Here is a 12,432-nt window from a genome sequence, read left to right on the forward strand (position 1 = left end):
GTCTCGTCAGTTCTTGAATCTGGAGTGTTCAGGACTGTGTCTACAACCGGTCTTCACTGAAGCGGCGGAAGTCCGGGTGGCGAATGGTCAAAGCTTTCCACCGAAACGGCCGTCGTGACAAGGTGTCCGAGCCGCCGGGGCGTGAATGAGCGGCGTACGTGAGCCGCGTGGATACGTCTTCGATCCTCACGAAGCGCCGACGTCATGGCCCGCCCCAGCCGGACGCCCGCCTGGCGGAGTCAGATGCCCGAACTCAGGTCCAGAGTCGGGTCCCGAGGCGAGGAAGGAGTCACTGGAGACCGCAACTCTCATGCCGGTGCTGAGAGTTTCTCCCAGTAGCCGCGGAGCTCGGCGTCGTCAGAGCGGCCAGGGTATTGTTCTGGGCGGTGAGGTCTTGGTCGTTGGTGGATACGCGCGCATATCCGATCAGCAGTCCGGTCATGGTCGTGCCCGTACCGTTTATCCCCAGCCACCGGGCATTTTCTCGGGCGGGTCCTATGCCGACCTCAGGATTTGCCGGTGTTCGCGGGCGGGACCTTGGTCTGGGGGCCTGACAGGTGCGGGACACCCTCGCGGGGGACGTTTCCCCGCGGGCTTGTAGACCCTATCGCCACCTACATCGAAGCCGCAGGTGCGGCGTTGCCGCGCCGCACTGTCGATACCGCTGTTTTACCTCCCGCACCGGTGCGCTTCCGGCCTTTTGAGCAACGTGCTTACGCGTCGAAGTGCGTCCGGACTCTCGGGTCCTGGGATAGTGAAGCGACGACCGAGGCGGCGATGTCCAGGAGTTTGACGTTTCGCGTGTTGGAAGCGTTTTTCAGGATCTTGATGGCGGTCTCCTGGCTGCAGCGGTTCTGCGCCATGATGGCGCCGGTCGCCAGGTCGATAATGGTCCGGGATTCGATGGCTGCAGTGGGGGGATTGGTTTACGCGCCCAAAGACTTTCAGGCTGTTCTCAGGCCGAGGGGGGAGATTAGTATCTGGACGCTGTAGATCTGGCCCTCTGGCGTCGTTGCAGGCCCCGGCCGCACGTCCAACCTCAACCCACGTGCGGCCGGCTCTCAAAATCGTAGACCTGACCCCGCCGTCGGCCCATCAGCGTCTCGCTCCATGGTGAGCCGCGGTCAAACCCGCCGCCGACGGCCGGTCGCCGACGCTTCCTCTTCCCGCCGTGCAGCCCAATGTTTTTGTGCAGCCCGAGGCAAGCCAGTGGCATTCTGTGGTGTGTCGTGCCTCCACGGCGGCGGCGTCACCACGCTGAGGCTCCGTCCGGATTCATCGAGGATATGGCCAAGTCGCGTGTACGCCCGGACCACAGCCTGACGTGAGATGACTATGCTGCCGGGCGCGCGCTCGGCCAGTTCCCGTTCAAACGCCGGCGCCTCCAAGTAGTCGCGGACCCACAGCGTGACCTCCAGGTTCTGTGCGCCGAGAACCTGGGCGCTCAGCCGGCAATTTGTTTGGGCGGCGAAGTAACGGCCGGCATCGTCAACGTATTGCGCCGGGACATTGAGCATCAACGTCACCTCCCGGAGGCCCCGGTTCGCTGCGGAGGACGCGTCGCACCTCAGCGTGATGTAACCGGAAGCGAGAAACCGTTCCACCCGGCGTCGGGCGGTTTGCGATGAGACGCCGCAGGTAGCGCCCGCAACCAAGTCGTCGTACATGTTCCGGACCTAACCAACGAGCACCGCTGGGCCGCCTACACGGCGCCCGCGCTGGAGGCGGGTGTGGGATCCGGCCTGTCTGTACCACTGGTCCTTGAGGGAGAAGCAGAAGCGGGCCTGAACCTGTATTCCACCCGGTCCCATGGCTTCACCGATGAGGATATCGACACGGTCGAAGCGTACTCATACCACGCGTCCAAAGCACTCCGCCTCGCGGTCCGGATCAGCCAACTGGCCGAGGCGAAAACAAACCCCACCGCTGCCATAGAATCCCGGACGATCATCGACCTGGCAACCGGCGCCATCATGGCGCAAAACCGCTGCAGTCAGGACACGGCCATAAAAATCCTAAAAATTGCTTCCAGCACCAGATACGTCAAACTCCGGGACATCGCCGCATCAGTGGTCGCCTCTCTTTCACAAGACCCGACAGTCCGGCCGTACTGCGACGCCTGCCTGCTGGGCCTGCACGGTAGCGACGTGGGCAGATCCACTTCACCCTATTCACCGACGAAACGGAGTAACGTTGAAGTGAGTCCGGGCGGCTGGATCCCCCAATACAGTCGTCCGGTAACTCATGTTCCCAGAGTCATCGAACCTGGAAATTCCGGGCGGTCCGCCGCTGGGCCAACCACTGCAGTCACGCTCCAGCGGGGGGCCATCCGGCGCGACACCCTCGAACGATCACGAAAGCCGCGTCGCCAGGAACACCGAAGTTCCGGGCCGGCTTTTTAGCGGCGTGCGTATTGGGAAGCCTTCGCGCAAGGCTGTGCCGAGGCACCACAGAAAGTGGCCTAGCGTCGTTTTGATCAGGAACCGGTATCGAAAAATCCGAACCTCAATCGTGCAGTGGAGATCCGACGACTTCGAAACCCTGGCTGCTCATCGATCCCGACAGCAGCGGCATCGCTTCGGCAATGCTGCTCCGGACCGAGTCTAGTTCCAGGGAGGCCCTGTGGGCGCTCTCGGATATCCACAACTCGGCAACGAACACCGTGTCGGGTTGGTCGTCGTTTACCCCTACTTCGTAGAGGAGGCAACCCAGTTCCGCAAGCCCGTCGGCTCGCCTGGTGAGGAGTTCTATGAGGCCATCGCGCGCGCCCGGCTTGGTGCCGAGAGTCGCCAAACGTGCGTGTGTCATGAGTCCATACTCATCGAAGGCTGCAGATATGGCCTGCTGCGCCCCTCCCGCAGCGCCCGGAATGCGTCGGATCGAGGCTTAGCCCAGCAGGGGGACGGCATGGGCGATCACGAGGGCCAGGAGAACGAAGCCTCCGGCGGCTTCGAGTCCCATCATCATTTTGGTCCGCGGCGACGGGGGCATGGTGTCGGTGGGGCTGAAGGCCATGGAGTTGGACAGGGAGAAGTAGGTGTAATCCACGAAAGAAGCGACCCAGCGGACCGTGTCGCAACTTCCGTGACGGCGTCGTGGTCTTCGTCTTGGGGGAACCGGAAGTCCGCGGCCGGGAGGTTGCCCCGGTGGGTATTGCGCCGTGCGACCGGTCCGCCGCGGTCCATTTCCCAGAAACCAAGGCGAACGCAATGATGTTCGTTACCCAGATCTGCAGTGCTGCCAGAAGGAGCGTGCGCCGCCCGTCGCCGCTGCCGGAGTCGGTCAGAAGAATGATGAGCTGCACCAGGGCGACGCCGTTGGCGGCGACGAGGAGGAGTGCCTGGCTCGTCGCTAATCGTTTGGACCAGCGTGTCTCTTTGTGCAGGCGGCGGGGGTTGAGGATCAGCGGGGGATCAGCATCAGGAGTCCGATTCCCACCACCGTGTAGCGGATGGCCGGCAGGAAGGCGCTGGGAAGGGCGGCATAGAGGCCCAGCGCGATGAGCAGCCCGATTACGGCCGGCCAGCGGTGTTCGGCGCTGTCCTTCAGATTTGCGATCTCAGACATTCACCGAGTCTAGGCAAAGCTGCGGTCCATCCCGGTCCGGGCGCGCACTGAGCCGACAGCAGATGGCCGCCTGGCGCGAGGGAACGTCGGGTCAGGCGGCCCAACTCGGTTGCGAGAAGCCCACCCAAGACACTCCCGCCGAACTCAGATGGTGGTTTCCGCCGCGCTCCAACCTGTGACGGCCTCTGCTGGCGCGGCCAGCTAGAGGTTCCAATGGTGTCCGACGCAGGCTCGGTCCAAATCGGGCACTGACTGTGTCTGCGACATTTCTTGGTTGTTGTCCACGATGGACGAGTTCTTGTTCGGGTTGCTCGCCAGCGCCGGAATCTGCGATGCCGTCGCGGGTCTTGATGGACCGCGGTCGGGTTTCGTTGGCCGCTACCCACGGATCCGTTTATCCACCGCCTCTGCTGCTTACAGGGAGGGGATGTTACGGTGAGTTTTCCGTTCGGGGACGGCATGAACTTCAGCATTCACCCGAACCGGCCCGACATCCGGCACTGAAGAACAGGACGCGCAAATGATTGACTTTCTGAGCTCGGCCGACGGCACGAAAATCGCCTTCGAACGGACAGGTGAAGGACCACCTCTGATCATTATCGGCGGTGCATTGAACAGCCGGCGTTCGGCCGACGGGCTGGTGCCTTGGCTGGCCCCGCACTTCACCGTGTACGCCTATGACCGTCGGGGGAGAGGCGAGAGCTCCGACACCCTTCCCTACAGTCCCGGCCGTGAACTAGAGGATTTGGAAGCGCTGATAGCCGCGGCGGGCGGTTCGGCCTACGCTTACGGCCATTCCTCGGGTGCCATCCTGATTCTTGAAGCAGCGGCTGCCGGAGCGGGCATCTCCAAATTGGCGGCCTACGAGCCGCCATATCTGACCGGGCATGCCCCCGAAGAACCTTGGGAAAATTTCAGGGACCGGGTCCAGGAGGCACTGAACGGGGGAGACCGGGAAGCCGCCGTGGAACTGTTCATCCGCCATACCGGCTCTGACTTCGACGAAGGAATCAAAACCATGCCGTGGTGGCCCGCGCTCCTCAGCGTTGCCCAGACCCTGCCGTATGACCTCACCCTCACGGCCGACGGCAGCGTCCCGGAGAGGCTGTCGAATATTCAGGTTCCCACGCTCGGGATCTACGGTGGTGCGAGCCCTTCCTGGGCCGGGAATGCCATCAATGCCGTCGCCGCAGCCGTTCCTGGCATGAAAAAAGAAAAGCTGGAAGGCCAGGACCACGCAGTCGCCAGCGATGCTGTCGCACCGGTCCTGATCAAGTTCTTCAACGGCGCCCCAGCCTAGGCTGCCATCGACCCCAATACGGCGGGAACTTGGAAAACGACGTTGAGGCTAACCCACTCGGCCGATGGTGAGAACCCCGAGCCTATGTAGAGCCTATGTTCCCGCCGGGCGCGCGACGATACTGGACATCGTCCCTCGTGGCGACGTGATCTCATCCCGGACGGGAAGCCGTTCGCGGTCTGGGACATCCGCGCCGCCTTGAGTTCGTGCTGAGCCCTGGCGTTGAATGCGTGGGGATGGCCCCGGAAAAGAATTTCCCACCAGATGTCCTTTTGGCGGCTCCCCGGTCGTCGTGCTGATGTAACTAACGAAAGAAGGAGACGTCGTGGAGTACATGCTTTTCATCTGTAGCGATCCCACAGCGCCGGAATATGTGGCCGCCGAGGACAACATTGTCGAATGGGGGGCCGAGATGGAGGCGCGGGGCGTCGCCCGTCACGGTGACAGGTTGCGTCCTGTCGAGGACGCAACCACGGTAGTGGTGCGCGGGGGCGAAGTGGTGGTCTCGGATGGGCCGTTCGCGGAGACGAAGGAATGGATCGCGGGCTATGACATCATCGCTTGTGCCGATCTTGATGAGGCTATCGAGGTGGCGTCCAAGCACCCCATGGCCCGGTTCGGCAAGATCGAGATCAGGCCCGTGTGGCCGCTCGGGGAATAGTGATTCGCCCCGAGGCCGGCATTGATGATCAGGGTAGGGAAGACGCGCCGGAGCTGACGGACGTGCGGGCCGTCGTGGAGGCCGCGTCCGTCGGTGAGGCAGCACGAATCACCGCAACCCTCATCCGCGTGACGGGCGACTGGGGCCTGGCCGAGGATTGTGTCCAGGATGCGTTCGCCAGGGCCCTCGTCGACTGGTCGGAGCACGGCGTTCCCAGGAATCCCGGGGCGTGGCTGACTACCGTGGCCAAGAACAAGGCAATCGACCGCATGCGGAGCGCCGCCAGCGAAAGGCGGGCGGTCCGTGAACTCGCCATTCTCACCGAGCTCGAAGGGCTCGAAGACAAGGCCGGCATAGGGACGGCGGCAGAGGATGACACGCTGCGGCTGATTCACACCTGCTGCCACCCGGCCCTCCCGCTTGAGGCCCGGGTGGCCCTGACCTTGCGCACAGTCGCGGGACTCGCGACCGGGGAGATCGCCCGCGCGTTCCTGGTCTCCGAAGCAACCATGGCCAAACGGCTCGTTCGGGCCCGGGCGAAGATACGCGATGCCGGGATCCCATACCGGGTGCCGCCGCCGCAGCTGATATCCGAACGCACCGCCGGAATCCTGGCCGTGCTGTATCTGATGTTCAACGAAGGGTACTCGGCCACCGGGGGCAACTTACTGATCCGCGAACCACTCGCCCGGGAAGCGATTCGCCTGACCCGGCTGCTGGTTGTGTTGCTCGACGGGTCCCCGCAGGAACCTGAGGCCCTGGGCCTCCTTGCGCTCATGCTGTTCCACCATGCCCGGCGGGGGACGCGGACGGACGCCGCAGGGGACTTGGTGACCCTTGAGGAGCAGAACCGCGGATTGTGGGACAAGGTTGCGGTCGCGGAGGCTGTGGCGCTGCTGGCGGCCGCGGAGCAAATGGGCGTTTCACGCCGTTCCCGAGCAGGTAGCTACCGTGTGCAGGCCGCCATTGCTGCCTGCCATATGATCGCCCCGGACTCTGGCAGCACGGACTTCGCCCGGGTGGCACAGCTGTATGACCGCCTGGCGCACATTGCACCGTCACCGGTCATCGAGCTCAACCGTGCCGTTGCCGTCGCGATGTCTCAGGGACCGGAAGCAGGACTTGACCTCATCGACGAGCTGGACCGGACACGGTCCCTCGAGGGGTACTACCTCCTGCCCGCGGCGAAGGCTGATCTCCTGCGCCGCCTTGGCAGAAAGTCAGAGGCCAGCTTCGAGTATGAGCGGGCCCGTGACCTCGCTCCCTCCGAGGCCGAGCGCCGCTACCTCTCCAAACGCCTGGCCGAGACAAGCGCCGGGTCCCCATCCCCACCCGATCCCCGCACCGCCGCGAAGGAGTACAAATGAAACACCTCATGCTGATCCCCAACGACGTTGACACCTGGAACGCACTCTCCCCGTCCGAAATCGAGGCGATCATGCAGGCACATACCTCGTTGCAGCAGGAACTCAGGGCATCCGGTGAGTTCGTGGAGGCACATCAGCTCGGTGAAGAGGCGAAGTTCGTAAGACGTGACGGCAGCACCTGCACCGTGACCGACGGTCCGTACCTTGAGACCAAGGAAATCGTGGCCGGCTACTACATCGTCGACTGTGTGGGCATGGCCCGCGCCGTGGAAATCGCCGGAAAATTCGGAGAGGCCAAGTTTTGGCCGATCGAAATACGCCGGATCGACCCCTGACCCGCACGGCCTTGAATAGTTGTGTGATCAGAGTTGCGCCGTACCGCCTCGTCACAACCGGGCAGAGGAAGCTGGAACAGGCTCACCCCAAGATCCAAGCGTCATTTGACGAAAATTAGGAGAGGTAAATGCGCGTACCAATGAAATTGGAACTGGTGCCGCTGCCGGTAGCAGACGTCGAGCGGAGTAAGACCTTCTACACGGACACCGTCGGCTTCACTTTGGATCATGACGTGCAGCCCGGGAACGGCATGCGGATCGTGCAGCTCACGCCACCCGGTTCAGCATGCTCCATAGTCATCGGCGCCGGAATGGCCAACAGCAGCCCAGACGACGGCACGGTCAAGGGCCTGCACCTAGTGGTCGAAAACATCGCTGCGGCGCGCGACCAACTCATCAAGCACGGGGCCGCCGTGACCGAAATAGAGGACATGGGAGGCGTCAAGTTCGCGTACTTCAGCGATCCCGACGGCAACTCGTGGGCGCTACAAGAAATCGGAAAGGGGTGACCCCGCCCGGGGTGCTCACCGACGCCGGCGGCCTCACACCAACCCTGGCGGACACCCTACCCACTCCGTCGAATCGGGCAGCGAATCGTGCGCCCACGGTACCTGCGCACGCTCCGCTGACCATGGGCCCCATCCGCATAGGTCGCGCCGCGACTCCTAGTCACTGAGATCGAAGTCGAGATCAAGTTCCTCCGGTGTCCTCAGCTGTCGTTGGGCGAAGTCGATCGCTAGCTGCAGGGCATCGCTCCGCGCGTTTTTCCATGGTCCGCTCAGACCGGCTCCATCTTTAAGGGAGGTGGAGCCGGTCTCTGGGGTGCGCTTCGTCATTCTGAGGGTGAAATGACGTTGTGGCGTGCCCCTGACTGGGCTGCTGTGCCACAACGCAACAGTAGGTTCTGAAGCTGCGCTTTTTCTTGCACTGTGGGAGCCCCGGATCGGGGAACGGCAATGTGGAGGTTCGGTGACGCGGGCGGTTACCGGGCGTTGAAGACGTCCGGGCCGAAGCTGTTCAGGCCCGGTGCCCCCGCGTATCCGAGCCGGGGTACTGAAAAGATGTCCTCGATGCTGGCGAGCAGGCTGTAGTGGTTGTACATCGTGTCCGACGTCGTCCCGCCCTTGGTGAACGGGGAGATCACCAGTGCGCCGACGCGGCCGCCCGCGGTGCCTCCGGTGACTCCCGACGGGCCGGAGGTCTTGGCTTCGGTTTCGTCGAAGGTGATGACCAGCACCCCGTCCTGTTTGTAGGCGGGGGAGTCCAGGATGGCGGGGATCTGCTGCTGCAGCCAGCTGTCGGCGCTTTCGAGGCCGCCCGGGCTGCCGTCGACGCAGGGGCTGTCGTGTCCGTCGTTGCACAGGTTGGGTGTGATGTAGGAAAGGTTCGGTGTCGTGTCCGTGGACTTCAGGTCATCAGCGAAGTGGGTGTAGTCCACCACGTTGTTCGGGCAGTCCGGAGACGATGTGATTTCGTCAAAATACACGAACGGGTTGTGGCGCGTTGCGTATTGGTCGCCCTCCTTCGCCTTGTGATGGTCGTCCGTGGAGCCGGGCTCGGGATGCTGGCAGGGCGTGCCCATGTCCTCCATGTAGCCTTTCCAGGTCTTGCCGGCGGAACTGAGCTGGCCTGCAAGGGTGGGAACCGAAGCGGGGTACACACAGCCGGTACCCTGCACCTGGCCCGCCTCGGATGTCCCGGTTTGTTGGAACTCGGCATATACAGGGCAATCGGCGCGCGTCATGGCGTTCGAGCCCTGCCCGGAAATCTGGGCCAGGTAGTCGGGGAGGGAGTTGTGGTCTGTCCCGTAGTACTGGGAGAGCAGCACGCCCTGTGCGCGCAGGGTCTTCGATAAGTAGGTGGCCGCCGACTCGGGGCCCCAGACGTCGTTGTAGTCGTGGTTCTCCAGGTTGATCACGAAGACGTGGCCGGGTTTCCCCGAGGCCTGTGTGGGTTGTGGGGAGGGGGTTGTCGTAGGAGTGCCGGGGGCGGCCGTTGTCTTGCCCTGGCCCGGCGATGGCCCGCCTCCTGGCGGGGTGGGCTCACAAGCCGTGGCCGCCACGGCGAGGATTGCAGCAAGAATCAGCGCCGCCGGTCGTGCCGCGCGGCTCCGGCCCAAGAATTTTGCGACATTCTGGCTCATCGGTTCCGGCTTTCTCTCTGGCCCGGCTCCCAATGGGCCAGGTGTCAAGTGGCGTCTACCGTTCCACACCAGAATCAACATTGTGTCTGTAGCCCCTGAGTAAGCCCTGTGAAGCCTCTCGGGCTCGGGACTCCACGGCTGGGCCCCCGCACGTTTTCCAGAGACAGGACGGCTATTTCTGGCCCCACTTGGTGACCCGCCGGGCACTTGCGACGGTTACCTGTGACCGCCTTCAGCGTTGGATTCACCAGTGGATGGATGCGGCGGAAGGCCGGTCCGGATGGAATCGAAGGCGGCTTAAGTACCTTGACTGGTACGTAACCGACTTGGTACAAAAGGGTCATGGAAGCCGCTCTAAAGGCCCTCGCGGATGATAGCCGACGGAGAATGCTGGAGGCCCTTGCTGACGGCCCGGCAACCGCGGGTGAACTGGCAGCGCTCCTGCCGATTGCACGCCCGGGTGTCTCGCGGCACCTGCGGGTGCTGCGAGAAGCGGGTCTGGTCGAGGTGCACCAAGAAGCGCAACGGCGGGTTTACTCCCTCCGCCCACAGCCGCTCACTGAGATCTACGACTGGCTGGATCGATACGTGGCCCTGTGGGAACAGCGGCTGGATGTCCTGCACACCGAAATAGCACGCGGCAAGCGTGAGCGAAGGAGCACCCCGTGACCAACAACACCCCTGGAAGCGTGCGCACGCTGGGCACCCTGCGAGCGGTGGAGGGCAACGGCATCGTGCGACTTGAGGTCCGGTTCGACACCGATAGGGAGGACGTGTGGTCGGCGCTCACCGATTCCGGCCGTCTCGCCCGCTGGCTCGGCGAGGTAGAAGGCGATCTTCGCGAGGGCGGTGACTTCAGGGCCCGCTACTTTGCCAGCGGGTGGGAAGGCAGTTGTCGTGTGGAAGTGTGCCAGCCCCCACAGTGGCTCCGGATTCTGACCACGGCCCCAGACGAACCGGACGGCGTGATCGAGGCGACGCTTAGCGCTGACGGCGATCAAACCATCCTGGTTATTGAGGACCGCGGCTTGCCTCTGGAGCAGATCGCCGCCTACGGGGCAGGAGACCAGATCCACGTCGAAGATCTCGCCGCCTACCTCGCCGGACGTGACCGCTGCGACGCACGGGTGCGGTGGCAAGAACTCCACCCCGCATACCAGGAGCTGGCCGCAAGGCTCACCTAGCACGACGGCAGATCTGCCGGTCGCAACCCCCAGCGGGTTCCAACGTTGAAACTCCTTCGTCCGCGGCGCCCTGACTGAGACCCCAAGTCGATGAGGCACCGAAGACGGGCCCGCGACAAGACTTCCCAGTCATCGCAGGGTGGGGCAAGTTTCAACCGCCCTCGAGGGGCCAGAAATACGTGACACAACCATCAGAACCGTGACAGGAGCCGAGCCATGGACTGGACTGTCCCGGCCAGCGCAGCGCTGATTCCGGCCAAGGCCAGTAGTGCGCTCATGGCGATGATCTGAGCCAGGAAGAATGGCAGCGCCACTCCAAGTGTGGCGGCGTACGTCAGAGTAAAACTCAACGTTGGAGGTTCGCTCATGCAACCGTGACCTCCAGCCAGATTCTATTTGCCTCGTTCTCGTCAACACTAGCTGCGGGGCTCTCCCATGCGTCGATGCAGCGCGGGCACTCTGATCCGGTGGGCCTCGGGCCCTTGCCGCGCGGCGGGTGCGGAGGTAGGTTTTGCAAGCCGTGGCCGTCCGCCCGCAGTGGGGCGCGCCGCGCGGCGGTGGTTGACCCGGGTGTGGCGTGGGAACCCGCCCGGGCCGACCACCTAAACGTGTGGGCTGACGGCTCCGGTCCGGCCGGTGGGATGCGGGACAGTGGAGGGTCGGCTCTCAGGCTGTTCTCAGCGCGAAGAGGGACATTGAAAATAGCCCCGAAATGCCGACCCCTGCTCCGCCTTCGACCCAAAGACTCCGGCCGCACGCTCTCCTCAACCGGCGTGCGGCCGGGCATCACGTCGCCCCCTGCAGAGTCAAAAAGCACCTGGAATGGATAGGACTCGGGACTGCCTTCCGTTTCGCATGCAACAACTAGGCCCGTTGATGCCCCGCTGCCAGCGTGAGTGCGGATCGCAGAAGTAAATGTCGATACCGGCGTCCACTTTCACGGTTTTCCAGTCCTGCATTTCGATGCCCTGGTCCCAGGTGAGGGAATGCCTCAGCGCCTCGGGGAGCGTCTTGATCTTGGCTGCCAGGGCGTCACGCATTTGTTCTGCTTTGTATCTATCCGGCAGGTGAACGAGCATCGTGTAGTTGGTGGTTCTCTCCACGAGGGTCCCGATCGCGGACTGGTTGCCCTTGCCGATGATGAGGTCACCCTTCCAATGCCCTGGCACCGCACGGTCCTGAACCTCCGCGGGACGCTCGGAGATATTGACCATCCCCGGGATCCGGTTCTTCCGCTGACCGGCCTTCCTGCAGGGCTGCCGGAGCGCACGTCCGGTGCGTAAACACGCGGCCAGATCACGGTTGAGTGCTCCGCGGGACTGAACGTAGAGGGACTGGTAAATGGTCTCAGGTGACACCCGCATCTCCGGTTCATCGGGAAACTCAACCCGCAGGCGTCCTGCGATCTGCTCCGGCGAGTACTTCTTTTTCAGGTCCTCTTCCACCTTCGCACGCAACACCGTGTTCGTGTGCAGTTTCGACGGTTTCGGCCGCGAAGCCCGCTCATACGCCAACGCGTGAGCCGATGTTGCCCGGCAGGGCAACCCGGCCACCGAATTGCGCCGAAGCTCCCTGGACACCGTCGAGGCCGACCTGTCGATCACGACCCCGATCCGGCGCAGCGAGTGTCCCTGGGCGCGCAGCACCGCGATCTCTTCACGCTGGGCGAAGGTCAGGCACCTGCCCTTCAGATCCCGGCCGCGGCGTGGCCTGACACCCCCGGCTTCGGCCAGGACCCGGCGACCGGTCCGCCTGCTCGTATCGATCGGCACAACAGCGTCCGTGATGAAATCGCCGGCCTGCATCCCGGCCCAAAACAGCTGCAGAAGATCCGGTCTTACATAAATTGAATACCTCGCCACGACAACACCCATC

The 12,432-nt window shown here is 63.5% G+C and carries 15 protein-coding genes and 3 pseudogenes; 9 read left to right on the forward strand and 9 right to left on the reverse strand.

Going from position 1 to position 12,432, the window contains the following annotated elements; genetic code table 11:
- Positions 1-358: 358 nt before the first annotated feature.
- From AC1DNG_RS16550 to AC1DNG_RS16560, 3 genes and pseudogenes are all read right to left on the reverse strand, one after another.
- Positions 359-442 (reverse strand): annotated as a pseudogene (locus AC1DNG_RS16550) (recombinase family protein); the annotation flags it as partial.
- A 271-nt stretch (positions 443-713) separates the two neighbouring features.
- A complete protein-coding gene (locus tag AC1DNG_RS16555; RefSeq protein ID WP_476851111.1) occupies positions 714-905 on the reverse strand; it encodes an ANTAR domain-containing protein in 192 nt (63 codons plus the stop codon).
- A 219-nt stretch (positions 906-1,124) separates the two neighbouring features.
- A complete protein-coding gene (locus AC1DNG_RS16560; RefSeq protein ID WP_476851081.1) occupies positions 1,125-1,667 on the reverse strand; it encodes a hypothetical protein in 543 nt (180 codons plus the stop codon).
- A gap of 36 nt (positions 1,668-1,703) precedes the next feature.
- Here AC1DNG_RS16560 and AC1DNG_RS16565 point away from each other — a divergent pair.
- Both AC1DNG_RS16565 and AC1DNG_RS16570 read left to right on the forward strand, forming a co-directional pair.
- A pseudogene (locus tag AC1DNG_RS16565) lies at positions 1,704-1,814 on the forward strand (response regulator receiver protein); the annotation flags it as partial.
- On the forward strand, positions 1,791-2,402 hold the full coding sequence (locus AC1DNG_RS16570; protein WP_476851110.1) for an ANTAR domain-containing protein: 612 nt from the start codon (positions 1,791-1,793) through the stop codon (positions 2,400-2,402). The pseudogene AC1DNG_RS16565 and the gene AC1DNG_RS16570, both read left to right, overlap by 24 nt.
- A 103-nt stretch (positions 2,403-2,505) precedes the next feature.
- On the opposite strand, the gene AC1DNG_RS16575 is transcribed toward AC1DNG_RS16570, so the two are convergent.
- The 3 genes from AC1DNG_RS16575 to AC1DNG_RS16585 form a co-directional block, all read right to left on the reverse strand.
- Positions 2,506-2,808 carry a putative quinol monooxygenase gene (locus AC1DNG_RS16575; protein WP_476851080.1) on the reverse strand — a complete coding sequence of 101 codons (303 nt, stop codon included), beginning with the start codon at positions 2,806-2,808 and terminating at the stop codon, positions 2,506-2,508.
- Positions 2,809-2,886: 78 nt separating this feature from the next.
- A complete protein-coding gene (locus tag AC1DNG_RS16580; protein ID WP_476851079.1) occupies positions 2,887-3,048 on the reverse strand; it encodes a hypothetical protein in 162 nt (53 codons plus the stop codon).
- A gap of 354 nt (positions 3,049-3,402) precedes the next feature.
- On the reverse strand, positions 3,403-3,567 hold the full coding sequence (locus tag AC1DNG_RS16585) for a hypothetical protein (protein ID WP_476851078.1): 165 nt from the start codon (positions 3,565-3,567) through the stop codon (positions 3,403-3,405).
- 520 nt (positions 3,568-4,087) lie between these two features.
- Here AC1DNG_RS16585 and AC1DNG_RS16590 point away from each other — a divergent pair.
- From AC1DNG_RS16590 to AC1DNG_RS16610, 5 genes are all read left to right on the forward strand, one after another.
- Positions 4,088-4,867 (forward strand): alpha/beta fold hydrolase, encoded by a 780-nt coding sequence (locus AC1DNG_RS16590; RefSeq protein WP_476851077.1) that lies wholly within the window; start codon positions 4,088-4,090, stop codon positions 4,865-4,867.
- A gap of 334 nt (positions 4,868-5,201) precedes the next feature.
- On the forward strand, positions 5,202-5,528 hold the full coding sequence (locus tag AC1DNG_RS16595) for a YciI family protein (RefSeq protein WP_476851076.1): 327 nt from the start codon (positions 5,202-5,204) through the stop codon (positions 5,526-5,528).
- Positions 5,528-6,895: an RNA polymerase sigma factor gene (locus AC1DNG_RS16600; RefSeq protein ID WP_476851075.1), complete on the forward strand. Its 1,368-nt coding sequence runs from the start codon at positions 5,528-5,530 to the stop codon at positions 6,893-6,895. Before AC1DNG_RS16595 ends, AC1DNG_RS16600 begins: the two co-directional genes overlap by 1 nt.
- Entirely contained in the window at positions 6,892-7,230 is a 339-nt protein-coding gene (locus tag AC1DNG_RS16605; protein WP_476851074.1) for a YciI family protein, read from the forward strand. Before AC1DNG_RS16600 ends, AC1DNG_RS16605 begins: the two co-directional genes overlap by 4 nt.
- Positions 7,231-7,358: 128 nt before the next feature.
- Positions 7,359-7,739 (forward strand): VOC family protein, encoded by a 381-nt coding sequence (locus tag AC1DNG_RS16610; RefSeq protein WP_476851073.1) that lies wholly within the window; start codon positions 7,359-7,361, stop codon positions 7,737-7,739.
- A 473-nt stretch (positions 7,740-8,212) separates the two neighbouring features.
- Here AC1DNG_RS16610 and AC1DNG_RS16615 read toward each other — a convergent pair whose 3' ends face one another.
- Complete coding sequence (locus AC1DNG_RS16615; RefSeq protein ID WP_476851072.1) at positions 8,213-9,148, reverse strand: alkaline phosphatase family protein; 936 nt, start codon at positions 9,146-9,148, stop codon at positions 8,213-8,215.
- Between the two features lie 567 nt (positions 9,149-9,715).
- On the opposite strand from AC1DNG_RS16615, the gene AC1DNG_RS16620 reads away from it, so the two are divergent.
- Together AC1DNG_RS16620 and AC1DNG_RS16625 are read left to right on the forward strand one after the other, a co-directional pair.
- Positions 9,716-10,042 (forward strand): ArsR/SmtB family transcription factor, encoded by a 327-nt coding sequence (locus AC1DNG_RS16620; protein ID WP_476851071.1) that lies wholly within the window; start codon positions 9,716-9,718, stop codon positions 10,040-10,042.
- Positions 10,039-10,557, forward strand: a complete 519-nt coding sequence (locus AC1DNG_RS16625) for an SRPBCC domain-containing protein (protein WP_476851070.1) — start codon at positions 10,039-10,041, stop codon at positions 10,555-10,557. The genes AC1DNG_RS16620 and AC1DNG_RS16625 overlap by 4 nt, the downstream gene beginning before the upstream one ends.
- Before the next feature lie 191 nt (positions 10,558-10,748).
- On the opposite strand, the gene AC1DNG_RS16630 is transcribed toward AC1DNG_RS16625, so the two are convergent.
- Both AC1DNG_RS16630 and AC1DNG_RS16635 read right to left on the reverse strand, forming a co-directional pair.
- Complete coding sequence (locus tag AC1DNG_RS16630) at positions 10,749-10,925, reverse strand: hypothetical protein (protein WP_476851069.1); 177 nt, start codon at positions 10,923-10,925, stop codon at positions 10,749-10,751.
- A gap of 504 nt (positions 10,926-11,429) precedes the next feature.
- Positions 11,430-12,431 (reverse strand): annotated as a pseudogene (locus AC1DNG_RS16635) (IS30 family transposase); the annotation flags it as partial.
- Position 12,432 lies beyond the last annotated feature (1 nt).

The organism is Arthrobacter sp. 01T425 (assembly GCF_056398725.1).

Coding starts and splice junctions, on each gene's coding strand:
- AC1DNG_RS16560 (WP_476851081.1), bottom strand. CDS start 1,667: ATGTACGACGACTTGGTTGCGGGCGCTACCTGCGGCGTCTCATCGCAA.
- AC1DNG_RS16590 (WP_476851077.1), top strand. CDS start 4,088: ATGATTGACTTTCTGAGCTCGGCCGACGGCACGAAAATCGCCTTCGAA.
- AC1DNG_RS16620 (WP_476851071.1), top strand. CDS start 9,716: ATGGAAGCCGCTCTAAAGGCCCTCGCGGATGATAGCCGACGGAGAATG.
- AC1DNG_RS16610 (WP_476851073.1), top strand. CDS start 7,359: ATGCGCGTACCAATGAAATTGGAACTGGTGCCGCTGCCGGTAGCAGAC.
- AC1DNG_RS16605 (WP_476851074.1), top strand. CDS start 6,892: ATGAAACACCTCATGCTGATCCCCAACGACGTTGACACCTGGAACGCA.
- AC1DNG_RS16585 (WP_476851078.1), bottom strand. CDS start 3,567: ATGTCTGAGATCGCAAATCTGAAGGACAGCGCCGAACACCGCTGGCCG.
- AC1DNG_RS16630 (WP_476851069.1), bottom strand. CDS start 10,925: ATGAGCGAACCTCCAACGTTGAGTTTTACTCTGACGTACGCCGCCACA.
- AC1DNG_RS16595 (WP_476851076.1), top strand. CDS start 5,202: ATGCTTTTCATCTGTAGCGATCCCACAGCGCCGGAATATGTGGCCGCC.
- AC1DNG_RS16575 (WP_476851080.1), bottom strand. CDS start 2,808: ATGACACACGCACGTTTGGCGACTCTCGGCACCAAGCCGGGCGCGCGC.